Consider the following 25325-nt stretch of genomic DNA (forward strand, 5'->3'; position numbering starts at 1 on the left):
TGGCATCAAGGACCGCCTGATGCATCGGCCCAACAAGCATCATCCCGAACTGCCGCCGCGGCAGAAGCTGCGCAACAAACTAATCGCCAAGGTGCGCGCCGCCGTCGAGCGTCCGTACGCCGTGTTCAAGGAGCATTATGGTCTCCGGCGGATGCGCTTCTTCAACTTCGAGCGCAATCAGGTGCACATCGTGCTGGCCTGCTGCGCCTACAACCTACGGCGTGCGGCCGGCGCATTGGCCGCACAACGCCAGGAGTCCGTCTCCGCATGAAAAAACAGAGGACAACAGGGGATGAAATGAGCAAAATGCCGCTCACTGTAGCGGGCTGACATCAAAAAAGCCCGCGACGCACCTCAAGCGCCCGCTCGCCCCTCTGTGCAAAGCCCTCCTTGCGGGAGAAGGTGGCATAGGCGGCCTACGGCCGCCGTTCTTAAGAACGCCGATGCTTTTGCATCGGCTATGGCGCCGGATGAGGGGTTCTGTCGGCGAACTCATAGCGAGATAGACTCGCGGAGAGAACCCCTCACCCGGCTTCGCTGTCGCGAAGCCACCCTCTCCCACAAGGGGCGAGGGTGCACCTTCACTGCAGCCCGATCTAATGCGTCACGCGCCAAATCGTGCCGCCAGTATCCTCCGAGATCAGCAGCGCGCCGTCCTTCGCCACCGCGATCCCGACCGGCCGTCCCCACACCTGGGTGTCGTTCACAACAAACCCGGTGACAAAATCCTCGTACTCCCCGGTCGGCTTGCCGTCCTTCATCCGGATGCGGATCACCTTGTAGCCGGTGCGCTTCGAGCGATTCCAGGAGCCGTGCTCGGCGGCGAAGGCGTCGCTCTGGTACTCCGTCGGAAACTGCGTGCCCTGATAGAAGGTCATGCCGAGCGAGGCCGAATGCGGCTGCACCAGCACGTCCGGCACTGTCACCTTGTCCTTGAGGTCCGGCCGCGCGCCGGCATGGCGCGGGTCTTCATTGTTACCGATATAGAACCACGGCCAGCCGTAGAAGGCGCCCTCCTTCACGCTCGTCACATAGTCGGGCACGAGATCGTCGCCGAGGCCGTCGCGCTCGTTGGTCGAGCACCAGGGCAGCCCGGTCTGCGGCTGGATCGCGAGGCCGACGCAGTTGCGGATGCCGGTGGCATAGAGCTTTCGATCCTTGCCTTCGGGATCCAGGGTGAGCACCGCGGCGCGCTCGGCCTCATAGCCCCAGGACGCACCGACCGCCTGCGTGCGTGACCAGGCTTCGAGCCCGCCGGGCGGACTCCCCATGCCTTCGCCGACATTGCTCGCGGAGCCGACCGACACCAGCATGCGCTTGCCGTCGGGCGTGAACACGATGTCGCGGGTGGAATGACCCGATCCCTGCGCCAGGTTTGCCACCACGACATCGGGTTTGGCTGACGCCTTCAGATCGCCGGCGTGATAGGGGAAGCGGACGACGTTGCCGGCATTGGCCACATAAACCCATTGCGGATTGTCGCCGTTCGGGAAGAACGCGATGCCGAAGGGGCGGGTGAGCCCGCTGGCAAAGACCTCGTTCGTTGCGACCTTGGCGCCGCCCTCCCCGAGGCGCAGCACGCGAATGCGCCCTGGCCCGGTCTCGGCAACGAAGATGTCGCCATTCGGCGCGACGCGCAGCACGCGCGGGTCGGACAGGCCGTCAGCCAGAAGGTCGATCTTGAATCCCTCTGGCACGAGCGGCGTGGCGCCGCCACGCGCGGCCACCCGCGTGGAATTGGAAACCGACGGCGAGGCGCCCGGTTTGGCCAGATCCTGCGGGCGGATCAGCCTGACCACGCCGGGCTTGTCGGCCTGCCAGCTGCCGTAGGCGTCCTTGCCTTGCAGCACAGGCTCGGCCTGCACGCCAGCGCAGGCTGCCAAAAGCCATACGGGCACCATCATGTGCGAAACATGATTCTTCACGTCATCTTCCTCCCGGACTTATCTGCCGAATCCCACGTCAGCTCATGCCCGCACGATGTGCAACAGCGTGCGCCCATCGTACTGGAAAACAACGCGGATCGGTGCGACACATTGTAGGGGCACGGCCGCCGGTTGCGGTCATCAAAGCTGCGGCATTGGTGTCGCGATTGATGGGGTGATCATGTGGGGATCGATCTTATCGGAATGGGCGAGCCTGCTGCTGCGCTGGCTGCATGTGGTGGCCGCAATCGCCTGGATCGGCAGCTCCTTCTATTTCATCGCCCTCGATCTCAGCTTGAAGCCGAAATCTGACCTGCCGGACGGAGTGGGGGGCGAGGCCTGGCAGGTCCATGGCGGCGGGTTCTACCGGATCATGAAATATCTGGTGGCGCCGACCCAGATGCCGGACGAGCTGACCTGGTTCAAATGGGAGGCCTACACCACCTGGCTGTCCGGCTTCGCACTGATGGTGGTGGTGTATTATCTCGACGCCGACCTGTTCCTGGTCGACAAGTCGATCCTCGACCTCACGCCAATCCAGGCCGGGCTGTTCAGCCTCTCGAGCCTGGCGCTGGCCTGGCTGCTGTATGAGGTCGCCTGCCGCACCGGGCTTGCGCAGCGCGAGCTTCCCTTTGCCATCGGCGGCTATCTGTTCCTGGTCGCGTTGACCTACGCCTTCACCCACGTGCTGAGCGGGCGCGGCGCCTTCAACCAGATCGGGGCGATCGTCGGCACCATCATGGTCGCCAACGTGTTTACGGTGATCATCCCGAACCAGAAGAAGATCGTCGCCGCCCTGATCGCCGGGAAGGCGCCCGACCCGAAGCTCGGCAAGACCAGCAAGGAGCGCTCGGTCCACAACAACTATCTGACGCTGCCCGTGGTCGTGCTGATGATCAGCAACCACTATCCGCTGCTCTATGCCACCCGCTTCAACTGGATCATCGTCGCGATCGTCCTCGCACTCGGCCCGGTGATCCGCCACTTCTTCAACGAGGGCCATGCCGGACGCAAATCGCCGTGGTGGGTGTGGGGCGTGGCTGCGGCCGGCGCGATCGCGATCCTCTTCCTCTCCGCCGCAGGCCCGCGTGAGGTCAAGACGGGCGCGCTGTCGGCGCCAGTCACGGTCGCCAATGTCGAGGAGATCGTGATGTCCCGTTGCAGCATGTGCCATGCGTCCGAGCCGGTCTGGGCCGGCATTGTGACCGCGCCAAAGGGTATCCTGCTCGACGCGCCCGAGCACATCCATCGCAACATCCGCCTGATCGGACGCGTGGCCGCTTGGTCGAATGCGATGCCGCCCGGCAACATCACGGAAATGACCAGCGAGGAACGGGCCATCCTCGCCGCCTATATCAGCGGACAGGATCGCTGACGCCGTCGGCCTTCGCGTCGATCGAGCTTCACGCGGAACGAAATTCCGCATTTCCCGCCGATTTGAAAATGACTTGGGCGCCTATCCGGCGTAGATAAGGCCAGCGGCCACAGGTCGCCGTCAATTTGCATTTGCCGCGGGGAAATCACAGTGGCCCTCAAGAACGTCATCGGTATCGACCACGCCGTGGTCATGGTGAAAGACCTCGACAAGGCCGCCGAGAATTACAGGCAGCTCGGCTTCACCATCTCGCCGCGCGGCACCCACAGCGCGCATATGGGCACGGGCAACTACACCATCATGTTCGACCCGGACTATATGGAGCTGCTCGGCGTGCTCGCCGCGACCGAGCACAATGCGCCGGCGCGCGCGTTCCTCGACAAGCAGGGCGAAGGCATCGAGCGCGTCGCGTTCACTGCGGTCGATTCCGCCGCCGGTGCGGAAGAGATCCGCGCGCGTGGCCTTACGCCGATCGGCCCCACCGATTTCGAGCGGCCGGTGACGCTGCCGAACGGCACGATCTCCGCCGCAAAATTCCGCACCTTCATGTGGCCGACCGCGGAAGCGCCGGGCGGCGTGCGCATCTTCGCCTGCCAGCACAAGACGCGCGAGACCGTGTGGATTCCCGAGTTGATGAAACACGCCAATGCGGCCAAGCGGATCAGGCAGGTGCTGATCGCAACACCCGAGCCCGCGAAGGAGGCGGCGCATCTGGCGCGCCTGATCGACCGCGAACCGAAGGCTGATGCCGACGGCGCGGCCACCGTGCCCTCCGGCGGCGATCGTGCGGACTTCGTTTATCTGACGCTGGAACAACTCGGAAAGCGTTATCCCGGCGTGCCTCTCGCCGGTCTCTCCGAGCGCGGCGGCGCGGCCCTGGTGCTCGTGAGCGGCGACCTCGCAGCGACCGAGAAGGCGCTGGGTTCGGCGGCGTTGCGAAGCGGGGCCGCGATCTGCGTGCCGCCGGCCAAGGCCAACGGCACCCTGCTCGCCTTCATTGCCGGTTGATTTGAACCAATTCTTTAACGCGTGTTTACCCGGCGGCCCTAGGATTCCCCCAATCCAGGCCGCTCGGGACTACGCGCATGTTCAAAGAGGAATCGCCGATCGCTTACGACGCGCCGGCCGAACTGAAGAAGTGGCCGTCGCTGAAGGGCGAACGACAGAAGGACAGAGGTCCTCCTTATCTCGTCTACAACGGCACGCTCGCCGACTGCGTCCGTGAGCTCATGGATAAGCCGATCAAGGGCATCTCGCTCTACGACATCATGACGAGGCCGCAAGCAGCGTTCGAGCAGACCGTGCTGTCGCCCGGCGATGCCGCCGAGATCGCGATGCGCAAGGATTTTCCCAAGGCGTAAGCTCCACACGCCTCCCGCATGACCGCTCGCAATATTGCATGTCCCCGCGGCTCCCGTAGATCCGCGGGGCTGACGCCGTATTTTCCGCAAAGGGAATACCGTACTAACACCGGCGGTCTCCCGGAATCGCAGCTTCGCCGCAATTACGGTTAAGAAGTCCTTCTCACCGGCGCATGCGCTGGTCGTTCCCCCACAGTTCGAGGACTTTGACCGAGATGCGATTTCTCGTCGCGGCTTGCGCTGCGTTCCTGATTCTGATGTGCGACGTCGGTTCGCCGCCGTCCTGGCAAGCCTCACATCTCGACAATGCAGCGCCAAAAGCCGATCGCGCACCTTCGCCGGTCCCCCTCGTCGAGCTCTTCCTCGCAAGCGTGCAGGCCATCGCGCTCGCGAATGCGCGGGCGTCGTACGAAGAGACGACCGAGCCGACGCGCGCGGTCGAAACCCCCGCTCAGGCCCCGGTTTCACCGACTGAACAATTCTGTCACGCACTCCGGGAAGCGGCCGAGGAGAGCGGCATTCCCGTCCCCTTCTTCGCCCGCTTGCTCTGGCAGGAGAGCCGTTTTCGTTCCGACGAGGTCAGCCAGGCCGGCGCCCAGGGCGTCGCGCAGTTCATGCCAGAGACGGCCGCGGAGGTCGGGCTCGATGATCCCTTCGATGCCATGAAGGCGCTGCCCGCATCGGCGAAATTTCTGCGCAAGCTCCGCGACGATTTTGGCAATCTCGGCCTTGCGGCAGCCGCGTACAACGCAGGTCCGGGCCGCATCCAGAAGTGGCTCGCGAAGGAGAGCGAGCTGCCACGCGAGACGCGCGACTATGTCCGCATCATCACCGGCACCAGGGCTGAGGACTGGACCGAGCGCTCGGAAGCTCTGGCGATCCGGATCGACCTGCCGCGCGAAGCGCCTTGCGAGGGTATCGGCAGCCTGTCCAAGACCAAAGACGTCGCCTGGGTTCCGGTCAAACTGACGCCCGCGGTCGCCAATATCATTCGCAAGGCCGAGCAACTGGCGGCGCGGCTCTCGGCAAATCGTGCACGCAAGCGGTTCGCATCCTTGCTCAGGAAGAGCGGCTCCGCCCACGGCAAGGCGCGCAGCATGATTGCAGCGCGCGCGGCCGGAAAGAACGCGAAGAGCCGCGCCATCCGCGTCGCATCCACCGAACGCTGAGCCGTCAGACCGGCTTCTCGTCATCGGTGACCGGGGAGGTCACCACCAGAAACACGAGATCGGTCAGGCCGGAATTCGAGATCGCGTGCTCGACGCCGGGCGGCAGGAAGATCACGTCGTGCTTGCGCACGACATGGCTCTTGCCCGCGATCTCCATCAGGCCCTCGCCGTCGAGCACGTGATAGACCTGCTCCTGCACCTTGTGATGATGCCGCGCGACATAGGCCATCGGCTGGTACATCGAGATGCGGTAGTCGATGTGGTGCGAACCCGCCGTCTCCGCCATCACCAGCGGCTTCGACAGCGCGCCGCCAAAATGGTTGGGGAATTCGCGCCAGGGCACCTCGGCAATGTTACGGATGAAGGCGCCGTTGCTTTCCTCGGCCATGATCGTGCTCCCTAATTCACCAGCGCGCCGCCGTCGATATAGACGATCGAACCCGTGGCGAAGCCGTTGGTCATGAAGCTTGCGATCTGCTGAGCGATGTCCTCGGCCATGCCGACGCGGCCGACCGGCAGTGCGGCAGCCGTCTTCGCCAACATCTCCTTCCGCGCAGCTTCCGGCATTGCCGCCCGGATCGGCGTGTCGATCACGCCGGGTGACACTGCATTCACGCGCACCGGCGCAAGCTCGAGCGCAAGCGCGCGAGCCAGCGACTCCAGCGCGCCATTGGCCGCACTGACGATCGCCGAATTCGGCCGCGGCCTGACGCTGAGAAAGCCGGTGACGAGCGTGAGCGAGCCACCCGGCCGGATGTTGGCCTCACGTGCGACACGCCAGGCGCCCCAAAACTTGCCTTCCATGGTGGCGCGCACATCCTCCATCGCGACCGTCTTGAACGGCCCGGTGCGCAACTGCGCGGCTGTCAGCACGACGTGATCGACCGGACCGGTGCGGCGAAACAGATCGGCGACGCTTTGGTCGCTGGTGACATCCGTGGGAATGGCCGTCACCTTCAGCCGCTCGGCAACGGGATCAAGTTTTGCAGCACTGCGTGAGGCGATGACTATTTCGGCGCCTTGCGCCTTGGCCAGTTCCGCCGTGGCGAGGCCGATGCCTGAGGAGCCGCCGACCACGACGACCTTTTTGCCTGCGAGCGTCATTCCCATCTCCCGTAATTTTCTTGATTGACGATTTAAGAACCGCGCGATCAGCCCGGCTGGAAGCGCGTCCCGATGCCGGCCTTGCTTTGGCCGAGGCCCGGCAATTCCCACACGCCGGCGCCGACTGGGTTGATGTCGGCCGCGATATCGACGTCGATCAGATAGGGCTTGTTGGCGGCGATGCCCTTGCGGATCGCCTCGCCAAGATCTCCCGCGCGGTCGACCCGTACGCCTTCAACGCCGCAGGAGCGCGCCATCGCCGCGAAGTCGGGATTGTAACGTTGGCCCGTCTCCGGATGCTTGAAGTCGGTGGCGAGCTCGCGGCCACCGAGATAACCGCGCTGAAGCCCGCGGATCGAGGCATAGGCGTAGTTATTCCAGACCACCCAGACCACGGGCAGATTATATTCGACCGCGGTGCCGAGCACGTTGGCATGCATGAAGAAGGCGCCGTCGCCGCAGACGGACACGCAGGGCCGATCGGGTGCGGCGAACTTCGCCCCCATCACGCCGGCGACGCCGAAGCCCATTGGGCCGAACCCCATCGAGCCGATCAGCGAATCCGGCCGCTTCGGCTTGCAGAAGCTGAGCAGCCAATTGTGGTGCACGCCGATGTCGGAGACGAGGATCGCATCCTCCGGCAGCGCCTTGTCGATCTCGGCGGCCGCACGCTGCGGATTGATCGGCGTGGTGTCGTCGGAGAAGCCAGGCGCGACGAACTTGTCCCACTCCTTGCGATAGGTGTCGATCTGCGCCAGCCATTTTTTGCGCGCGTCGGACTTCTTGAACAGGTTGTCGCGGCGATCGAGCTCGGCATGCACCTGGCGCAGAAAGGTGCGAACGTCGGCCATCAGCCCAAGCGCGACGGGATAGTTGCGGCCGATCTCCTCTGGATCGATATCGACGTGGATCAGCCTGGTCGGCGGGATCGTGAAGGAATAGCCGGGAATCCACGAACTCGAGGTGCGGTCGTCGAAGCGGACGCCGAGCGCGAGCAGCACATCAGCCTGACGCGTCGCGTGATTGGCTTGATAGTGGCCGGCGCGCGCGACGAGGCCGAGCGCGAGCGGATGATTGACGTCGAGCGCGCCGAGCCCGCTCGCGGATGCCGCCACCGGGATCTGGAGCCGCTCAGCGAGCTTGCGCAATTCATCCGCCGCTCCGCCATAGCGCACGCCCTGCCCAACCAGCATCACCGGCCGTTCGGCCGAGAGCAGCATGTCGACCGCCTTCTCGACGCCTTCGGGGTCAGCACCGCAGCGGCTGGAGATGTTGGCGCTCCAATCGGCAGCCTTCGGCGCTTCTTCGGCAGCCGCCTCCATGAAGACGTCGTAGGGCACGTCGATCACCACAGGCCCCGGTCGCCCCGTGACCATCGTCTTCCAGGCCTGCCGCACCGCGAGCGGCACCATCTCGCCGCGCGTCGGCTGGAACACCTTCTTGCACATCGTGCGTACCGTTGAGGGGAAGTCCGCCTGATAGTGCCGGTACATCTCCTGGAACGCACCGCGGTTGAACTGGCTGGTCGGCACATTGCCGGTGATCGCCATGAACGGCACGGAATCGAGGTAGGCATTCGCAAGCGAGATCGGCAAATTGGCCGAGCCCGGTCCGCAGGAGGTGAAGGTCGCGGTCGGCCTGCCCGAGACGCGGTAGTAGACGTCGGCCATGAAGCCGGCGACGCTCTCGTGATGCACGGATATCGTCTTGATCTCTGAGGAGCGCTCGTACAGCGCGTCGATGAACTGGATGTTGCCGTGGCCGCAGAGCCCGAACACCTGCGGCACCTTCTCCTGGATCAGATAATCGACAATGACCTGGGCGCCGTTGAGCATATTTCGCGACATCAACCGTCTCCCTCTCGGCCCGAAGACGTCTTGTGTACCGATGCGGAAACGCGGCCGGTCATCATTGGGCCGCGGGCACCCTATTTCTCATAATGCTGTACGTCAATTTATATTGTGGTAGTCTGTCGATGTGAGGGAACGCGAGGCTCCGCGCCGACGGCCGTGCAGGTTGCGTGCTACTGTCGCAAGAACGGAGCCAGACGATTCACCAGAGGGGGCCTTGTCCTTGAGATCGCGCACCAAGCCTACCACCGGCGAAAAGCCCGCAAGCCCGCGCAAGGTCGCGATTGCCAAACTCATCCCGGTGCCGCAAGCCAATGGCGACGACGAGGCCGACGACAAGCAGCGCGTCGGCGGGGTTCAGTCGCTCGGCCGCGCCTTCTCCATCCTTGAAGAGGTGGCGCGCCATCGCGAAGGGATTGGGCTTGCGGAGCTGAGCAAGCTGGTCGGCCTGCACAACTCGACGACCTTTCATCTGGCGAAGACGCTGGTCTCGCTCGGCTACCTTCGCCAGGAGAAGGACAACAAGCGCTACCGCATCGGCCGCCCGCTGTTCGCGCTCGCCGCAAGTGCGCTCGACGAGATCGAGATGGTCAATGTCGCCACGCCCGTGCTGGAGGAGCTATCGCGCCAGACCAGCGAAAGCAGCCATTTTGCAGTGCGGATGGGCGATGCCGTGGTCGTCATCGCGCGCACCAGCGGCCCCGGCGCGTTCCAGCTGACCGATCGCGTCGGCGTGGTGCGCCCGGCCCATTGCACCGCGCTCGGCAAGATCATTTTGGCTTCACTCCGCCCCGAGCAGCTCACGCGGTTCATCGATCGCGTCGAACTGAAACCGTCGACGCCAAAATCCATCAGCGATGTCGGCGCACTGATGCGCGAGATTGCCGAGGTGCAACGTACCGGCGTTGCCTTCGACGACGGCGAGTTCAACATGGAAGTGCGCTGCGTCGCCGTGCCCGTGACCGACTTCACCGGACAGGTGATCGGCGCGCTCGGCATTTCCGGCCCGATCTGGCGGCTCTCCAACCAGGCGCTGCACGCCAGCGCGCAGGTCGTGCAGGCCGCGGCCGACCGCCTGTCGGCCGAATTCGGCGCCAAGAACGCTGCAGAGCGCACCGCGCGGAAGACGATCCCGCAAAAAGCCTGAGACGCGCACAAGCGGCGATTTTGCCGGTTGACACCGGCGAGCGCGTTCGGGATTATCCTCCAGCATTAGAAAAAGGTCTCTCACAATACCGGATAGCCGGTTTTGAAGGGAGGCACGCGATGCCCCCGGGGAGGAGACAGACATGATCCGCTACCGCAGACGGACGTTGTTGCAGGCGGGCGCAGCCTTCGCTGGCGCGTCCGTGCTTGGGTTTCCCGCCATCGTGAAGGCCCAGACGGAGAAGATCCGGATCGGGCATCTGACACCGCTGACCGGCTTTCTCGGCGTGATCGGCAGCTACGCGCAGTTGGGCGCAAAGCTCGCGGCGGAGGAGATCAATTCGTCGGGCGGCATTCTGGGCAAGCAGATCGACCTGCTCTCGGAAGACTCGATCAACCCCGCCACCGCCGCCACCAAGGCGCAGCGCATGCTGGAGCAGGACGGCGCGGTGGTGCTGCTCGGCGAAATCTCCTCGGCCTCCTCGCTGATCATCATGCAGGTGGCCGAGCGCAACAAGAAGGTGTTCTTCTCGACCGGCGCGCGCTCGGATGCGCTGCGCGGCAAGAACTGCAACAAATACTCGTTCCACTGCGACATCCCGAACACCGTGATGGTGAACGCGGTCGGCACCGCGCTGTCGCAGAAGGGCATGGTGAAGGGCAAGAAGTTCTTCACGCTCACGGCCGACTACATCTTCGGTCACGACCTGCTGAAGGCGGCAAAAACCTTCTTCGGCGCGCACGACGCGAATTTGATCGGCGACGAGCTGATCGCAACAGACGTCACCGACTTCAGCCCCTATCTGCTGAAGGTGCGCCAGGCAAAACCCGACGTGGTCTGCTGCAACCTCGCCGGCAACCAGGTCACCAACCTCGTTAAGCAATATGCCGAGTTCGGCTTCCCCTATCCGCTGGTCGGCTTCAATCTCAACACCGGCGACGCCTGGGCCGCAGGCGCGGGCAATCTCAGTGGCACCTGGCCGACCGTCTGGTATCACACGCTGGACAATCCGGCGTCGCAAGCCTTCGTCGCGGCCTTCAGCAAGAAATACGGCAAACCGCCAGAGAACCATGCCTGGATCGACTACGTCACGCTGAAGCTGCTCGCCGAAGCGATCAACACCACGAAGTCGACCGACAGCGGCGAGTTGATAGGCTATTTCGAGAAGCAGGCCCAGTTCGACATCGGCAAAGCGCGAAAAGCCTATTTCCGCGCCTGGGATCATCAGCTCGTCCAGGAAGCCTATCCGTTCACGGTCAAGCCGAAGGACCAGATGAAGGACCAGTGGGACATGCTGGTGCTGGGCGATGCGGTGCCGGCCGCGAACGATCCGCTCGAGACGATCTATCCGACCAGGGAACAGAATCCCTGCGAGATGAAGGCCTGACGCGCGCGCGCACGCCAAGGCGGACGCAACATGCAGTTCGAGTTCTTGCTGGAACAGGTGGTGAATGGCCTCGTGCTCGGAGGCTATTATCTGCTCATCGCGCTCGGGCTGTCGCTGATCTTCTCCGTCGGCGGCATCGTCAATCTCGCGCATGGCGCGTTCTACGCACTTGGCGCCTATGTCTGCGTCGAGCTGACCAAGAGTCTCGGCTTCGGCGCTGCCGTCGTGGTCTCGCCGTTCGCGGTTGCCCTGCTCGGCATCCTCTTCGAGCGCTTCATCCTGCGCCGCTTCTACACGGCCGATCCGATCCTGAGCCTGCTCGTGACCTTCGGGCTTGCGATGGTCGCCGAGCAGGCGATCCGCATGATCTGGGGTGCGGCGCCCGTCTCGACCGAGATCCCGCAAAGTTTTCGCGGGTCGGTCATCGTCGGCGACTTCCTGTTCTCGCGCTATCGCCTGCTGATCCTTGCCGTGGTCGCAGCGATCATGGTCGGTGTCTGGCTGCTGCTGCACAAGACCTCGTTTGGGCGCGTGGTGCGCGCCGGCATCCAGCGGCCGGACATGGTGGCTGCGCTCGGTATCCGGCTTCAGCCCTACATGACCGCAATCGTGATGCTCGGCGTTGGTCTCGCCGCGCTCGGCGGCGCCTTCTTCGCGCCGATCACGACCGTGCATCCGGCGATGGGCGCCGATATCATGACGGTGGCCTTCGTCGTCGTCGTGATCGGCGGCCTCGGGAGCTTTTGGGGCGTCATCATCGCGGCTCTCCTCGTCGGCGTCGTGCGCGGCATCGCCATTCATTTCGAGCCGGCCGCGGGTGAAGCCTCGATCTACATTCTGATGTTTTTGGTGCTGCTGGTGCGCCCGCGCGGCTTGCTCGGCGAGCGCATCGAGAAGTTCGAATGAGGAGCGCCTCGACCATCGACAGGCTGAGGCCGCTGCTGATCGCAGCTGTTGCCGTCATCACGCTGCCCTTCCTGCTGCGGGCGCTTGGCTTATCGCTCAATACCGGCACCTGGATGCTCGGGCTTGCCATCGCGGCCATGGGCCTCAACCTCTGCATCGGCTATACCGGCCTAGTCTCGTTCGGCCACAGCACCTGGTTCGGCATCGGCGCCTATGCAGCAGGGTTGATCCAGCTCCGCTTCTTCCCCGGTGAGATCTGGCTGCCGCTGCTGTTGTCGATGGTGGTCGTCGCGATCGCATCGACATTGATCGGCGTGCTGATCCTGCGTCGGCGCGGCGTCTATTTCTCGCTGCTGACGCTTGCGCTGGCCGCGCTCGTCTACACCACCGCCTTCCGCTGGACCAGCCTGACCGGCGGCGAGGACGGGCTTGGCGGACTGAAGCGCGGCGGCATCGGACCCATCAGCTTCGACAGCGCGCTCAGCTATTACATCGTGGTCGCGGCGATCGGGCTTGTCGTGGTCTATGTCTTGATGCGCCTGGTGCGCTCGCCGTTCGGGCATGTACTGGTCGCGATCCGCGAGAACCAGTTGCGCGCGAGCTTTCAGGGCTATCCGGTCGAGCGCTACAAGCTCGCGGTGTTCGTGATCTCCGCCGTGGTGACGGGTCTCGCCGGCGCGCTGATTGCGTTCCTGAACTATCTCGTCTCTGCCGAAGCCGTCTCGGTGCCGTTCGCGGGTGAACTGCTGGCGATGGTCGTCATCGGCGGTATGCGCAGCCTGCTCGGACCTGCGCTCGGTGCGGTGTTCTTCATCTTGTTCAGAGAACTGTTCTCGATCTGGACGTCGGACTGGCTGTTCTGGTTCGGCCTCACCTTCGTGGCCTTCGTGATGTACTCGCCCGGTGGCCTCGTCGGCATCGGTTCGCTGGTGATGCGCCGCTTTCGCCCAGCACCAGAAGAATCCGCTGCGATGAGCCGGCGCAAGATCTATGAGGGCCTGCCGCTGCCGGACTTTTTGCGGCCGGAGGCACTGACGGGCACGGTGCTCGAGGTCAGCGGCGTGTCGCGAAAATTCGGCGGCATCCGTGCGGTCGATAATGCGAGCATCAAAATCGCGGCCGGCGAGATCCACGCGCTGATCGGGCCGAACGGCGCCGGCAAGACCACGCTGTTCAACCTAGTCTCAGGCCTCTACGCACCCGATCAAGGCACCATCCGCCTTAGGGGGAACGACATTGCCGGCGTGCCGGCAAATTTGATCTGCCATCAGGGGTTGGCGCGCTCGTTCCAGATCACCAATCTGTTTCGCGGGCTCACGATCTACGAGAATTTGCGTCTTTCGCTCCAGGCGCGCCGCCCGATGCGCTTCAACATCTGGAACGACATCGACGCGTACAAGGACATCCATGCCGAGACGGCGGCGCTGACAAAATTCCTCGGGCTCGAAGGCATCGAGGAGATTGAAGGCGGCGAGCTCTCTTATGGCGGGCAGCGGCTGGTCGATCTCGGCATCGCGCTCGGCTCCAAACCGCAAGTGCTGCTGCTCGACGAGCCGCTCGCAGGGCTTGCTGCGGCCGAGCGCGAGCGGGTGTCCAATCTCGTCAAGAACATCGCGGCCAATATTCCCGTGCTGATCGTCGAGCACGACATCGATCGCGTGCTCGGCTTCTCGCACGTCGTGACCGTGATGAATCAGGGCGAGGTCCTGATGTCCGATTGCCCGAGCGCGGTGCGGGCCGATCTGCGCGTGCAGGAGATCTACACCGGCAAGGGGATTCCCGTCGTCGAGCACCGGCGCAGCGACGAGGCGGCCGGCACGCACGAGACCATGCTGCGCCTCGACCGCGTCAACACGTTCTACGGCAAGAGCCACATCCTCACCGACGCCGCGCTCGATGTGCGCGACGGCGAGATCGTCGCGCTGCTCGGCCGCAACGGCGCCGGCAAGTCGACGCTGCTGAAGACCATCGCCGGCCTCGTGCCGGCGGCATCCGGCACGATCGAATATCGCGGCGCGGATATCGCTGGCGTCCCCGCTCCCGACATCGCGCGGCGCGGCATCGGCTATGTGCCGCAGGGCCGCGGGCTGTTTGCTGGCATGACCGTGCGCGAAAACCTCGCGCTCGGGCGTCTCGCCCGCAGGACCGACGGCAGCGACGGCGTGGTCTGGAACGAGGAGCAGATCCTGCAATATTTCCCGCGCCTGAAGGAGCGGATGAATATCGCAGCCGACTATCTCTCCGGCGGCGAGCAGCAAATGGTCGCGGTCGCCCGCGCCATGTCGGGCAATGTCCGCCTCCTCCTGCTCGACGAGCCGTTCGAGGGGCTTGCGCCGGCTGTGACGCTCGAACTTTTCAAAGTATTCGACCAGCTCCGCCGGCACATGTCGATCGTGATCGTCGAGCACAATCTCGACCTCGTGCTGGCGCTCGCCGACCGCGTCTTCGCGCTGGAGCGCGGCGCAGTGTTCCACCAGGGGCCAGCGGCGCCGCTGCTCGACGATCTCGGCTATCGCAAGCAGATCCTGTGGCTGTAGCGACGTCTCAATCAGACTTGATGTTGGCTGCCGCCACCACCTCGGCAAGCTCCTTGGTCTCCTTCGCGATCTTAGCGGTGTACTCGGCCGGGCTGAGCACACTCACCACGCCTTGCGAGCCGAGCCGCTCCTCGACGGTCGGATCCTTGGCCGCCGCGACGATCTCCCGGTGCAGCGTCTCGAGGATCGGCGCGGGTGTCGCCTTCGGCATGAAGAAGCCGACCCAGAACGAGAGATCGAAGCCGGGATAGCCGGCCTCCGCGACCGTCGGCACATCGGGCAGCGACGGCAGCCGTTCGGCTGAGGACACCGCGAGCGCGCGCAGCTTTCCGCCCCTGACCAGCGGCACCGCGGAGAGCGGATCGAACACGGCGAGCACCTCCTGCGCAAGGATGCCGACCTCGGAGGCGGCGCCGCCGCGATAGGGCACGTGGATCATCTTGATGCCCGCGCGCTCGCTCAAAAGCTCCATCGCGAGATGCGCGAGGTTGCCGTTGCCGCCCGAGCCGTAAGCGAGCGCGCCGGGCGCGGCCTTCGCCGCAGCGACGAGATCAGCCACGGACTTGATGTCGGCGGTCTTGGGATTCTCAGGATTGACTACCAGCACGAGCGGCGCCGAGACGACGGTGGTGAGCGGCGCAAAGTCTCTTTCCGGATCGTAGCGGATATCCCTGAATAGCGTCTTGTTGAGCGTGATGGTGGACGAGTTGCAGGCGAGCATGGTGTAGCCGTCGGCGTCCGCATGCGCCACGCCTTCGGCTGCGATCATGCCGTTGGCGCCGGCACGGTTCTCGACCACGAAGGGCTGCCCGAGCTTGGCCCCGAGCCGGTCGCCGATGATGCGCGCGACCACATCGACCGGACCGCCGGCGCTGAAGCCGACCATGATCTTGACCGGCCGCACCGGATATTTTTGCGCGATGGCCTGCGTCGACAGCGCAGAGGCGCAGAGGCCGGCGATGAGCGCCAACAGGCGGGCCGTTCGTTGCATTCGTTCTCTCCCCGGACCTCAGTGCCGCCTGTGCTTGTTGTTGGTGCGACGCGTTCGGGGATCATGATGAGCGGCCGCGTCGGTTTTCGCAATCGTGTTTCCGCGCACGCGATATCAGGCAATTCCGTCGCACGGCACGTACGAGCCCGCCTCCGAACAAAAACGTCGAAAACAACCCCATGCACAGTAGCCGCCCCTTGAGGGATCAAGTACTTGCGCATCGTGCAGAGCGGTTTGACTCGTCGGGCAAAACACTGGCAGGATGGCATCATCGCAGCAATCGTCAGCGTCAGACGCGCCCAACCACGGGCGCAGCGACGCGACTGCGCATAAGCCCCTCATCGACATCGCAAAATCGCAACCCGCGCGCAGCGCGTGCTCTCGCACGCGCCTGCATCAAGGACACGACATGACGGCATCCCCGACACGCCACAGCGCCGCACCGCTTGCGGCAAACGATCGCACCAACCTCGCCGCAAGCCCGCGCGTGAAACTCTCGCGCCGGCGAATTTCGATCGACCATCCGGACCCGCGCGCCGGCGAACGACTGCTGGCCGACGCGCTCGGCGCCGTCGACCGCGACGCGCTGGACGGCCTGCTGAGCCAGCTGGCAAAAGCCAGCGCCGTTGCGCGCAGGCCGGACCAGGGCAATCTCTCCTTCATGATCTCGATGCTGAAGAGCATCGCGCCCAAGGACTCGCTCGAGGCCATGCTGGCGGCGCAGATGGTGTGCGTTCACGTCGCGACGATGCGCTGCGCCTGTCGCCTCGCCTGCACCGACGACGTACCGCAGCAGGAGAGCCTCACGCGTGCGCTGACCCGGCTGGCTCGTACCTACGCAGCCCAGATGGAGGCCCTGAGCCGGCATCGCAGCAACGGCGCCTGCGCGATCACGGTGCGGAATTTGTCGGTGCAGGATGGCGGCAAGGCCGTCGTCGGCAATTTCACACAACATGCGAGCCTGATCGCTGCGCAGCCAGGCCTGACGGACGCGGCGGCCGTCACCGCATGAGCCACGCCCGCAACACCGGGCCGATGCAAGCGAGCCCGCGCTGCGGCGCGCAGACACGCAACGGCGAAACCTGCCGTGCGCCGGCGCTGCGAGGCAAGACGCGCTGCCGCATGCACGGCGGCGCATGGGGATCTGGTGCACCGATGGGAAATCAGAATGCGCGGACGCACGGCGCCTTCACACGAGACCGGATCGCGGAACAGGGGTCGATCCGGGCGTTGCTGGACGAGACGCGAAGGTTGCTGATCGAGATCACGTCAGACCGTCCCTCGAAAAGACCGGCCCTGCGAAACAAATGAGCCATTAATGGATCAGTTGAAGGCATATGAGCCATTTATAGGCCACCCAATTGACAGCTCGGTTTGTTTGGTCTATAAACGGATCGTTTGGCACTATACGAGCCGTTAATGGATCATAAATGCCTAAAAAAGCGAGACCCTATTCCCGTTACGCCAAGGACGCCGCCGCGCTCCTGGGCCAGCTCATTCACAAGGCGCGCATCGAGCGCAAGATGACCGCCGAAGAGCTTGCTAGCAGGGCGGGACTTTCGCGCGGACTTTTGCGGCGCATCGAGAACGGCGATCTCGGCTGCACACTGGGCGCCGTCTTCGAAGCCGCCGCCGTCGCGGGCGTCCCGCTGTTCGATAACGACGAGCGGACTCTGACAAGCGCCCTCGCCGCGAACTCTGCTGTGATGAAGCTCTTGCCGAAATCCGTGCGCATGTCCCCAGAGACGGTCGATGATGACTTCTGAAAAGAAACCGACAGAGGCCTTCGTCTGGGTCTGGCTGCCGGGCGCGATCACACCCGTGGTCGCCGGTCGACTGTTTGCGGCGGGCAACCAACTCCACTTCAACTACGGACGAAGCTATCTCGCGCGCAACGACGCGATCTCGCTCTATGACCCGGAGCTGCCGCTGCGGAGCGGCGCACTTTCACTGACGCCGGGCTTGATGATGCCGAATTGCATCCGCGATGCCGCGCCGGACGCCTGGGGCCGCCGCGTCATTTTCAACAGGAAATTCGGAAAGAGCGGCAAGGACGTCGATACCGGCGAAATCGATGAGCTGACCTATCTCCTCGAATCCGGCTCGGACCGCATCGGCGCGCTGGATTTTCAGCTCTCGGCGGAGAGCTACATCCCGCGAGAGGCTTCGGCAGCGTCGCTTGCAGAACTTCAGGCCGCGACCACGCTGGTCGAGCGAGGTGTGCCGCTCACACAGGAGCTTGATCGGGCCCTTCTGCACGGAAGTTCGATCGGCGGCGCCCGGCCGAAAACAATGATTACTGCGAACACTCAAAAATATATCGCCAAGTTCTCATCGCAGAACGACGTCTATAACGTCGTGAAAGCGGAGTTCGTGGCCATGCGACTTGCAGCAAAGGCTGGACTTGCCGCGGCCCCCGTCAGCCTCGACCGCGCCGCCGGAAAGGACGTTCTGCTGATTGAACGTTTCGATCGAGAAAGGACCGGGGCCGAGTGGCCGCGCCGCGCGATGGTGTCCGCGCTGACACTGCTCGAACTCGAGGAAATGATGGCGCGTTACGCAAGCTATGAGGACCTCGCGACGATCGTGCGCCACAGGTTCACCTCGCCCAAGGAAACTCTCCGCGAACTTTTCGGGCGGATTGTATTCAACATACTCTGCGGCAACACGGACGATCATGCCCGGAATCACGCGGCATTCTGGGATGGAAAGGAACTCGCGCTGACGCCCGCCTACGACATCTGCCCGCAAGCCAGGAACGGGGGAGAGGCAACGCAAGCGATGTTCATCACCGGAGAACAACGCACCAGCCAGATCACGATCTGCCTGCAGGCTGCGCCACTCTTCCTTCTCGACCTCCATGAGGCAACCGAGCTCATTGCCGGACAGATCAAGGCGATCAAGACATTCTGGAAAGACGCGTGTGACACGGCAGCGCTCTCGGAGGTCGACCGCAACTTCATGTGGAGGCGGCAATTCCTCAACGCCTTCGCCTTCATCGACGCGCCGGAAGCCCTGGTCAAGCTCGCCGCATGAGACAAGCGTAGATTCTGGTCGGAGCCGCGCAGCATCGCATCGTCAACGCACCGTCACGTGAGCGGAACCCAGCGCACCTCGCAAAGCGCGCCACTCGATCATGGACGATGGGCCCCGCAGCACCGGGCCGATTCCGAACCGTCACTCAGCTGCAAGGACCTTGGATTTCTTCAGGGCGACCTCGTCGACGATGTCCAGATCGCCGTCGTCGGCAGCGCCCATGTCCTGACGATCCGTTCCTGCGTGCCGCTTCGGACTGAGCCATTGTGAGACGCGGTCGAGATAAAGATAGACCACCGGCGTGGTGAAAAGCGTCAGGACCTGGCTGACCAGCAGACCGCCGACCATGGCGTAGCCGAGCGGTTGACGGAGTTCCGAGCCGGTGCCGTGGCCCAGCATCAGCGGCACGCCGCCCAGCACGGCCGCCATCGTGGTCATCAGGATCGGACGGAAGCGCAGCAGGCAGGCGCGGCGAATGGCCTCAACCGGCGACATGCCGTGATCCCGCTCCGCCACGATCGCGAAGTCGACCAGCATGATGCCGTTCTTCTTGACGATGCCTATGAGCAGGACCAGGCCGATCAGCCCGATCAGGCTGAAGTCGAAATGGAAGATTTGGAGTGTGGCGAGAGCGCCGACGCCGGCTGACGGCAAGGTCGACAGGATCGTCAGCGGATGAATGTAGCTCTCATAGAGCACGCCAAGAATGAGATAGACCACGACCAGCGCCGCGACGATCAGCAAGGGCACGGAAGACAGCGACTGCTGGAACGCCTGCGCCGTTCCCGCGAACGTGGAGGTGACGGCAGCCGGCACGTTCAGCTGCTGTTCCATCGCCTCGATCGCCTGCGTCGCCTGGCCGAGCGCGACGTTGGGCGCCAGGTTGAAGGAGATCGTCACCGCCGGGAACTGGCCCTGATGATTGATCGCCAGCGGCCGCACTGGAGCCGTGGTCCACTTCGTGAACGCCGACAGCGGCACCTCGCCTCCCGTGGTCGGCGAATGCAGATAGATCTGCTCCAGCGTGGACGGATTTTTCTGGAGCGAGGGCAGCACCTCGAGAACGACGTAATAGGTGGACAATTGGGTCGAATAGGTCGCGATTTCCCGTTGCCCGAAGGCATCATAGAGCGTGGCGTCGATGACGTCGGGGGTGATCCCGAAACGCGCTGCCTGGTTGCGGTCGATCGACAGCGTCAGCGTCGTGCCTGATGTCTGCTGGTCGGATGCGACGTCGCGCAGCTCGGGCATCCCCTTCATCTTGTCGAGCAGCCTGGGCGCCCATGTGTTGAGCTGGTCCATGTCGGTCGACTGCAAGGTGAACTGGAATTGCGTCCGGGAGGCCCGGCCGCCGACGCGGACGTCCTGTGCCGACTGGAGATAAAGGCGCGCGCCCTGAACCTTCGCCGTCTGGCCCTGCAAGCGGCGGATGACCTGGTCGGCCGAGGCGGTGCGGTCATCGCGCGGCTTCAACGTGATGTACATCGTGCCGTCGTTGAGCGTGTTGCCGCTTCCGCCCATGCGCATGGCCACGTGATCGATCGCCGGATCCTTCAGCACGATCGTGCCGATCTCCTGCATGTGCCTGGCCATGTCCGCGATCGACACGTCCTGCGAGGTCTCGACTATACCGGTGATCAGCCCGGTATCCTGCTGCGGAAAGAACCCCTTGGGGATGATCACGAACAGATAGACCGTCAGGGCGATCGTGGCGAAGAACACCATCAAGGTGGCGAAGCGGAAGCGCAGCACCAGGTCGAGGCCGCGCTCGTAGCCGTCCACGAGGCCCTGGAACATCCGCTCGCTGAGCATGTACAGCCTGCCGTGATGCTCCTCGTCGTGCGATTTGAGGAAGCGCGATGCCATCATCGGCGTCAACGTGAGCGACACGAAGGCCGACACGACGATCGTCATCGCCAGCGTCACGGAAAATTCGCGGAACAGGCGGCCGATGATGCCGCTCATGAGCAAGAGCGGGATCAGCACCGCGATCAGCGACACCGAGATCGAGATGATCGTGAACCCGATTTCGCTGGCGCCCTTGATCGCAGCGGCCATCGGCGTCTCGCCTTCCTCGATGTAGCGAGTGATGTTCTCCAGCATCACGATGGCGTCGTCGACCACGAAGCCGACTGCGATGGTAAGGGCCATCAGCGACAGATTGTCGAGGCTGTAGCCGGCCATCCACATCAGCGCGCAGGCGCCGAGCAGAGCCAGCGGCACCGTGATCGACGGGATGATGGTGGCCCACACGCTGCGCAGGAAGACGAAGATCACCATCACGACGAGGCCGATCGTGAGCAGCAGCGTGAACTGCACGTCCTTCACCGCCGCGCGGATGGTTTGCGTGCGGTCCGACAGCACCGAGATCTTGATGGCCGGCGAGATGCCCGCCTGGAGATGCGGCAGCTGCTTCATGACGCTATCGACGGTATCGATGACGTTGGCGCCGGGCTGCTTGAAGATGACCAGGAACACGCCGGGCTTGCCGTCGACCCAGCCGTACTGGGTATTGTCCAGCGGCGCACTGACGGCATGGCCGATGTCGCCGACACGGACAGGACTGCCGTTCCGGTAGGCGATGACGATGTCGTCCCAGGCCGCGGCCTTGGTGAACTGGTCGTTGGCATACACGGTGTAGGTGCGGGTGTCGCCGTTGAGCGTTCCCTTGGGATTGTTGACGGTGATGACCGAGAGCGGCGTGCGCACGTCCTCCAGCGACAGGCCCTTGGCAACCAGCTTGGCGGGATCGATCTGGACACGGATCGACGGCGCCTGCTGTCCGCCGACACTGACCTGGCCGACGCCGCTGATGTGGCTGATCGCCTGTGCGAGCTTGGTGTAGATCTCGTCCGACACCTGCGTCATCGGCAGTGTCGTCGACGTCGCGCCAAGCGTGAGAATGGGAGAGTCCGCCGGATTGACCTTTCTGTAGGTCGGCGTGCTCGGCATGTTCTTGGGCAATTGCCCGCTCGCCGCATTGATCGCAGCGAGCACGTCGGATCCCGCGCCGTCGATGTTGCGCGACAGATCGAACTGCAGAACGATCTGGGTCGAGCTGGTCTGGCTCGACGACGTCATCTCCGAGACGCCGGGGATCAGGGCGAATTGCGATTCCAGCGGCTGCGCCACCGAGGACGCCATCGTCTCGGGATCCGCGCCGGGAAGGCTGGCGGAAACCTGGATGGTGGGGAAGTCGACTTCCGGCAGCGGCGCCACCGGCAATTGCGGATATGCGATGATTCCGACGAAGACAATGCCGACCATCAGCAGCGACGTCGCGATGGGAAGGCGAATGAAGGGAGCCGAGATACCGCCAGCCATGTCAGTCCGCCGATCCGGTTTTGGTGCCACTATTGGCATCCGCCATCGGCGCAGCCAAAGCGCCGACCGGCTTTGCGTCGACCAGCGCGCCATCGAACAGGCGCGACTGCCCGGCCACCACGATCCTGTCTCCGACGTTCAGGCCTTCGGAGACCACGGCATTTGCGTCGCCGCTTTGATTGATCTTGATCGGCCTGGCACTGACCTTGCCATTGTCGCCGATCACATAAGCGAACAGACCGGACGGCCCGTGCTGCACGCCATCCTGTGGCACGACGATGACCTGCTTGAGCGTGTCGACCAGCATCCGTGTGGTGATGGACAGGCCGGGCCACAGCGCGTTGTCCTTGTTGTCGAAACGCGCTTTCAGGCTGATGGTCCCGGTGGCCTGGTTCACCGAATTGTCCATGACCACGAGCCTGCCTTGCGACAGCGTCCTGGTTCCGTCCGAAGTCAGCGCCTCGACCGGCACCTCGCCGGCCTTAAAGGCCTTGTCGATGGCCTGCAATTGCTCTTCCGGCTCGGTGAACTGCACGGCAATCGGCTGCAGCTGGGCGATGGTGACGATCCCCGTCGTATCCGCGGCATGCACGATGTTGCCGGGGTCAACCAGCCGGAAACCCATTCGTCCGCTGATCGGCGCCTTGATCGAGGTGTAACCGAGATTGGTCTGCGCATTATCGATGGTGGCCTGGTCACCCTTCAGCTGCGCAGTCACCTGATCGACCAGCGCCTGCTGGGTATCGAGATTTTGCTGGGTCTCGAATTGCTGTTTCGCCAGCGTCTGAAAGCGCTGCAAGTTCAACTGGTCGTTCCTCAGATTGGCCTCGTCCTGCGCCTTCTTCGCCACCGCCTGTTCCAGAGCCGCGGTATAAGGACGTTGATCGATCTCCAGCAGCGGATCGCCCTCCTTCACCATCTGCCCCTGCTTGAAGGACACCTTCGTGATCTGACCGTCGACACGGCTCTTGATCGTCACCGTCTTGAACGGTGAGACGACTCCAAGACCGTAGACGTGCACGGGGAAGTCGGTCTTCTTCACCTCGAACGAGGTCACGGGAATCCTGGCCGCAGGCTGACCAGGACTGCTTTGCGCGGATGCCGCGACGGGCTTGACGCTCCCGACGAGCTCATACCATGCGCCGCCGGCCACCGCGGATGTTGCAAAGATTCCAAACAGCGTGAGACTGAGCTTCGGTCGCCTTGTCATATCCATCGCCATCTCGTTGCTTGCGCCTGCTTTCAGGTAAACCTGCTGCCTGCACGTGTTTGGTGTTGGAGTATCGCGGACGGGTTCACGACGTCAAAATAACGATCGCGTGCAACTTTCTGTACAATTCGTCATGTTCTCTCGTCGCAAAACGCAATCGCGCACATGGAGCCGACAGATCGAAAACGATCATCAGGAAGAGAAGAAACAGACAGAAACGATATGGACAGACGTTAAGGATTCTCGCGGCATCACGCCAAATTGCGCCAGCGATCAAGAATTTTAACGAACGCTGATCTCAAGTGGGGCCTTATCATCGACATCTTGATGGCAACGCAAATTGTCGTTTGAGGCGCAAGATGAGGGCCAGTCAGCAGAGCCACCAACAAAACATCATCCCGTTTCGAAAGCGATCCGGAGACGGCAGACATCGAGTTGATGATGCGCAGTCCGACAATATTCTGCGCATGCTCGATCTCTCGAAATTCGAACAAGATCGCCGCGCCGTCGAGAATAGCACCAGCATGCGCTCGAACATCGCGGCCATGGTTCTGCTCGGGCTTCTCGTCTTCATTGCAACGGAGGACTTTTACAGACTCGAGCAATCGAATTTGTGCCTGAGTAAACTGGAATGCAGCTACTGAATATCGCGCGCCTTATCTTGCGCCTTATCTTGCCCTCCCCATTGGCACCCGTCTGCCAATCATGTAACCCCTCCCAAAACCTTCTCGGGACGGGACGCCTATGGAGACCGCTGCCACCGACGACGCGGGGAACACCACCCGCGCGCTGATTTTTGCGCTGGTCGCACTTGCCTGCGGGCACATGCTGTCGACATTGCTGCGCACCATTCCCGCGATCAGCCTCGATCTGATGGCCGCGGATTTCCGCATCGAGCCGCAGGCGCTGGCGAGCCTCACCTCGGTCTATCATTTTGCCTTTGCCGCTTCGCAGATCCCGGTCGGGGCCGCGATGGATCGCTTTGGCGTGCGGCCGGTGTCGCTCAGCCTGCTTGGGGGAACCATTGTCGGTGCCATCGCGTCGGGCTTTGCGACGGGGGCCGAGAGTTTTGCGTTCGGGCAATTGATGCTGGGGATAGCAACCTCGGGCATGCTGATGTGCCCGATGACGCTGGCGGCCAAGCAATTGTCGGCGGCGCGCTTCGGGCTGTGGTCGGGCGCGATCCTGTCGATCGGCAATATCGGCATGCTGCTGTCGTCGAGTCCGCTCGCCTTCGTGGTCGATCATTATGGCTGGCGCGCCGGGTTCTGGATCGCAGCAGCCGGCGGGCTCGTGGTGGCGCTCGCGGTGTTTGTGCTGGTGCCGAACCAGACGGCCGAGCACAAGGACACTTCCTCGCCGCTGGCGCAGATGATCGAGGTGCTACGGCTCGGCCTGTCGCGTCCGCTGCGCGGCCTGATCGCGCTGGCGCTGGTGTCGCTGGCGACCTCGCTGGTGCTGCGCGGCCTGTGGGGCGGGCCGTGGCTGATGCAGGTCAAGGGCTTGTCGCGGGTCGAGGCCGGCAACCAGCTCGGCGCGTTCACGCTCGCGATGATCGCAGGCCCGCTGTGCATCGGCATGATCGATCGCAGGCTCGGCCGCCGCCGCGAGCTAGTGGCCAGCACGCACCTCGTCGGAGCCGTGCTGCTCGCACTGATGGCGCTCGGCGCGCCGCATTATACGGTTGCATGGCTGTTCGGCGTACCCGTCATGCCGCCGCAATATGATCTGGTGCTGTTCGTGCTGATTGGGCTGGCGACCTCCGCGCAGCCGCTGCTGTTCGGCATGTCGCGGCAACTGGTCGACGCGCAAGTTGCGGGTAAGGCGCTCGCCGCGGTGAACCTGGCCTTCTTCCTCGGCGCGGCGCTGATGCAGTCGATCACCGGCGCGGTGGCAGCGTTCGCGGGGCTGCCGGCGGTGCTGCTGTTCATGGCGGCGGCGCTTGTCGTCGGGGTGATGATCTTTTTGACTTATACGTCGGCGAATTCGTAGGATGGGCGGTT

At 63.7% G+C, this 25325-nt stretch carries 22 protein-coding genes; 14 read left to right on the forward strand and 8 right to left on the reverse strand.

The features are described from left to right. The coding region (locus tag UB31_RS19105; RefSeq protein WP_045009670.1) for a transposase at positions 1-271 on the forward strand (271 nt) is incomplete at its 5' end. Positions 272-596: 325 nt separating this feature from the next. Here the strand turns inward: UB31_RS19105 and UB31_RS19110 are convergent. After that, complete coding sequence (locus UB31_RS19110) at positions 597-1901, reverse strand: PQQ-dependent sugar dehydrogenase (RefSeq protein ID WP_502691263.1); 1305 nt, start codon at positions 1899-1901, stop codon at positions 597-599. A gap of 205 nt (positions 1902-2106) precedes the next feature. Between UB31_RS19110 and UB31_RS19115 the strand changes: the two genes are divergently transcribed. The 4 genes from UB31_RS19115 (at position 2107) to UB31_RS19130 (ending at position 5830) form a co-directional block, all read left to right on the forward strand. Next, the gene (locus UB31_RS19115) at positions 2107-3300 is read left to right on the forward strand and encodes a urate hydroxylase PuuD (RefSeq protein WP_045002905.1); all 1194 of its coding nucleotides are present in this window, start codon (positions 2107-2109) and stop codon (positions 3298-3300) included. A 150-nt stretch (positions 3301-3450) separates the two neighbouring features. After that, positions 3451-4308 (forward strand): VOC family protein, encoded by an 858-nt coding sequence (locus UB31_RS19120; protein ID WP_045002906.1) that lies wholly within the window; start codon positions 3451-3453, stop codon positions 4306-4308. A gap of 77 nt (positions 4309-4385) precedes the next feature. Continuing rightward, complete coding sequence (locus UB31_RS19125) at positions 4386-4661, forward strand: hypothetical protein (protein ID WP_045002907.1); 276 nt, start codon at positions 4386-4388, stop codon at positions 4659-4661. 215 nt (positions 4662-4876) lie between these two features. Next, positions 4877-5830, forward strand: a complete 954-nt coding sequence (locus UB31_RS19130; protein ID WP_045002908.1) for a lytic transglycosylase domain-containing protein — start codon at positions 4877-4879, stop codon at positions 5828-5830. Positions 5831-5834: 4 nt separating this feature from the next. Here the strand turns inward: UB31_RS19130 and UB31_RS19135 are convergent, their stop codons facing one another. From UB31_RS19135 to UB31_RS19145, 3 genes are read right to left on the reverse strand one after another with little or no spacing between them, the layout of a single operon-like run. After that, a complete protein-coding gene (locus UB31_RS19135; protein ID WP_045002909.1) occupies positions 5835-6218 on the reverse strand; it encodes a cupin domain-containing protein in 384 nt (127 codons plus the stop codon). Between the two features lie 11 nt (positions 6219-6229). After that, positions 6230-6934, reverse strand: coding sequence for an SDR family oxidoreductase (locus UB31_RS19140; protein ID WP_082078563.1), 705 nt, complete (start codon positions 6932-6934; stop codon positions 6230-6232). Positions 6935-6981: 47 nt separating this feature from the next. Beyond that, positions 6982-8781 (reverse strand): thiamine pyrophosphate-binding protein, encoded by a 1800-nt coding sequence (locus UB31_RS19145; RefSeq protein ID WP_045002911.1) that lies wholly within the window; start codon positions 8779-8781, stop codon positions 6982-6984. Positions 8782-9001: 220 nt separating this feature from the next. Between UB31_RS19145 and UB31_RS19150 the strand changes: the two genes are divergently transcribed. From UB31_RS19150 to UB31_RS19165, 4 genes are all read left to right on the forward strand, one after another. Continuing rightward, positions 9002-9931, forward strand: coding sequence for an IclR family transcriptional regulator (locus UB31_RS19150; protein WP_045002912.1), 930 nt, complete (start codon positions 9002-9004; stop codon positions 9929-9931). Between the two features lie 142 nt (positions 9932-10073). Continuing rightward, positions 10074-11318 (forward strand): ABC transporter substrate-binding protein, encoded by a 1245-nt coding sequence (locus UB31_RS19155; protein WP_045002913.1) that lies wholly within the window; start codon positions 10074-10076, stop codon positions 11316-11318. A 30-nt stretch (positions 11319-11348) separates the two neighbouring features. After that, positions 11349-12224, forward strand: a complete 876-nt coding sequence (locus tag UB31_RS19160) for a branched-chain amino acid ABC transporter permease (protein WP_045012027.1) — start codon at positions 11349-11351, stop codon at positions 12222-12224. Continuing rightward, the gene (locus tag UB31_RS19165) at positions 12221-14761 is read left to right on the forward strand and encodes a branched-chain amino acid ABC transporter ATP-binding protein/permease (RefSeq protein ID WP_045012028.1); all 2541 of its coding nucleotides are present in this window, start codon (positions 12221-12223) and stop codon (positions 14759-14761) included. The genes UB31_RS19160 and UB31_RS19165 overlap by 4 nt, the downstream gene beginning before the upstream one ends. Positions 14762-14768: 7 nt before the next feature. On the opposite strand, the gene UB31_RS19170 is transcribed toward UB31_RS19165, so the two are convergent. Beyond that, entirely contained in the window at positions 14769-15752 is a 984-nt protein-coding gene (locus UB31_RS19170; RefSeq protein WP_045012029.1) for a Bug family tripartite tricarboxylate transporter substrate binding protein, read from the reverse strand. Positions 15753-16161: 409 nt separating this feature from the next. Between UB31_RS19170 and UB31_RS19175 the strand changes: the two genes are divergently transcribed. The 4 genes from UB31_RS19175 (at position 16162) to UB31_RS19190 (ending at position 18788) form a co-directional block, all read left to right on the forward strand. After that, positions 16162-16764 carry a hypothetical protein gene (locus UB31_RS19175; RefSeq protein WP_045012030.1) on the forward strand — a complete coding sequence of 201 codons (603 nt, stop codon included), beginning with the start codon at positions 16162-16164 and terminating at the stop codon, positions 16762-16764. Between the two features lie 23 nt (positions 16765-16787). Further along, the gene (locus UB31_RS42845; RefSeq protein WP_283806091.1) at positions 16788-17063 is read left to right on the forward strand and encodes an HGGxSTG domain-containing protein; all 276 of its coding nucleotides are present in this window, start codon (positions 16788-16790) and stop codon (positions 17061-17063) included. Between the two features lie 119 nt (positions 17064-17182). Continuing rightward, the gene (locus tag UB31_RS19185) at positions 17183-17518 is read left to right on the forward strand and encodes a helix-turn-helix transcriptional regulator (RefSeq protein WP_045012032.1); all 336 of its coding nucleotides are present in this window, start codon (positions 17183-17185) and stop codon (positions 17516-17518) included. Beyond that, on the forward strand, positions 17508-18788 hold the full coding sequence (locus UB31_RS19190; RefSeq protein WP_045012122.1) for a type II toxin-antitoxin system HipA family toxin: 1281 nt from the start codon (positions 17508-17510) through the stop codon (positions 18786-18788). The genes UB31_RS19185 and UB31_RS19190 overlap by 11 nt, the downstream gene beginning before the upstream one ends. A gap of 141 nt (positions 18789-18929) precedes the next feature. On the opposite strand, the gene UB31_RS19195 is transcribed toward UB31_RS19190, so the two are convergent. The 3 genes from UB31_RS19195 to UB31_RS41525 all read right to left on the reverse strand — a co-directional run bounded on the left by UB31_RS19195 (position 18930) and on the right by UB31_RS41525 (position 23927). After that, positions 18930-22112: an efflux RND transporter permease subunit gene (locus UB31_RS19195; RefSeq protein WP_045012033.1), complete on the reverse strand. Its 3183-nt coding sequence runs from the start codon at positions 22110-22112 to the stop codon at positions 18930-18932. A 1-nt stretch (position 22113) separates the two neighbouring features. Next, positions 22114-23322 (reverse strand): efflux RND transporter periplasmic adaptor subunit, encoded by a 1209-nt coding sequence (locus tag UB31_RS19200; protein WP_045012123.1) that lies wholly within the window; start codon positions 23320-23322, stop codon positions 22114-22116. A gap of 251 nt (positions 23323-23573) precedes the next feature. Further along, entirely contained in the window at positions 23574-23927 is a 354-nt protein-coding gene (locus UB31_RS41525) for a hypothetical protein (RefSeq protein ID WP_156175440.1), read from the reverse strand. 139 nt (positions 23928-24066) lie between these two features. Between UB31_RS41525 and UB31_RS19205 the strand changes: the two genes are divergently transcribed. Beyond that, the gene (locus UB31_RS19205) at positions 24067-25314 is read left to right on the forward strand and encodes an MFS transporter (protein ID WP_045012034.1); all 1248 of its coding nucleotides are present in this window, start codon (positions 24067-24069) and stop codon (positions 25312-25314) included. Positions 25315-25325 lie beyond the last annotated feature (11 nt).

Source organism: Bradyrhizobium sp. LTSP849 (assembly GCF_000938255.1).
Taxonomy (GTDB): Bacteria; Pseudomonadota; Alphaproteobacteria; order Rhizobiales; family Xanthobacteraceae; genus Bradyrhizobium.

Excerpts from the sequence above, each read along its gene's own strand:
- UB31_RS19110 (WP_502691263.1), bottom strand. The coding sequence starts at position 1,901 with ATGGTGCCCGTATGGCTTTTGGCAGCCTGCGCTGGCGTGCAGGCCGAG.
- UB31_RS19115 (WP_045002905.1), top strand. The coding sequence starts at position 2,107 with ATGTGGGGATCGATCTTATCGGAATGGGCGAGCCTGCTGCTGCGCTGG.
- UB31_RS19125 (WP_045002907.1), top strand. The coding sequence starts at position 4,386 with ATGTTCAAAGAGGAATCGCCGATCGCTTACGACGCGCCGGCCGAACTG.
- UB31_RS19130 (WP_045002908.1), top strand. The coding sequence starts at position 4,877 with ATGCGATTTCTCGTCGCGGCTTGCGCTGCGTTCCTGATTCTGATGTGC.
- UB31_RS19135 (WP_045002909.1), bottom strand. The coding sequence starts at position 6,218 with ATGGCCGAGGAAAGCAACGGCGCCTTCATCCGTAACATTGCCGAGGTG.
- UB31_RS19140 (WP_082078563.1), bottom strand. The coding sequence starts at position 6,934 with ATGACGCTCGCAGGCAAAAAGGTCGTCGTGGTCGGCGGCTCCTCAGGC.
- UB31_RS19145 (WP_045002911.1), bottom strand. The coding sequence starts at position 8,781 with ATGTCGCGAAATATGCTCAACGGCGCCCAGGTCATTGTCGATTATCTG.
- UB31_RS19155 (WP_045002913.1), top strand. The coding sequence starts at position 10,074 with ATGATCCGCTACCGCAGACGGACGTTGTTGCAGGCGGGCGCAGCCTTC.
- UB31_RS19160 (WP_045012027.1), top strand. The coding sequence starts at position 11,349 with ATGCAGTTCGAGTTCTTGCTGGAACAGGTGGTGAATGGCCTCGTGCTC.
- UB31_RS19165 (WP_045012028.1), top strand. The coding sequence starts at position 12,221 with ATGAGGAGCGCCTCGACCATCGACAGGCTGAGGCCGCTGCTGATCGCA.
- UB31_RS19170 (WP_045012029.1), bottom strand. The coding sequence starts at position 15,752 with ATGCAACGAACGGCCCGCCTGTTGGCGCTCATCGCCGGCCTCTGCGCC.
- UB31_RS19175 (WP_045012030.1), top strand. The coding sequence starts at position 16,162 with ATGACGGCATCCCCGACACGCCACAGCGCCGCACCGCTTGCGGCAAAC.
- UB31_RS42845 (WP_283806091.1), top strand. The coding sequence starts at position 16,788 with ATGCAAGCGAGCCCGCGCTGCGGCGCGCAGACACGCAACGGCGAAACC.
- UB31_RS19185 (WP_045012032.1), top strand. The coding sequence starts at position 17,183 with ATGCCTAAAAAAGCGAGACCCTATTCCCGTTACGCCAAGGACGCCGCC.
- UB31_RS19190 (WP_045012122.1), top strand. The coding sequence starts at position 17,508 with ATGACTTCTGAAAAGAAACCGACAGAGGCCTTCGTCTGGGTCTGGCTG.
- UB31_RS19195 (WP_045012033.1), bottom strand. The coding sequence starts at position 22,112 with ATGGCTGGCGGTATCTCGGCTCCCTTCATTCGCCTTCCCATCGCGACG.
- UB31_RS19200 (WP_045012123.1), bottom strand. The coding sequence starts at position 23,322 with ATGACAAGGCGACCGAAGCTCAGTCTCACGCTGTTTGGAATCTTTGCA.
- UB31_RS19205 (WP_045012034.1), top strand. The coding sequence starts at position 24,067 with ATGGAGACCGCTGCCACCGACGACGCGGGGAACACCACCCGCGCGCTG.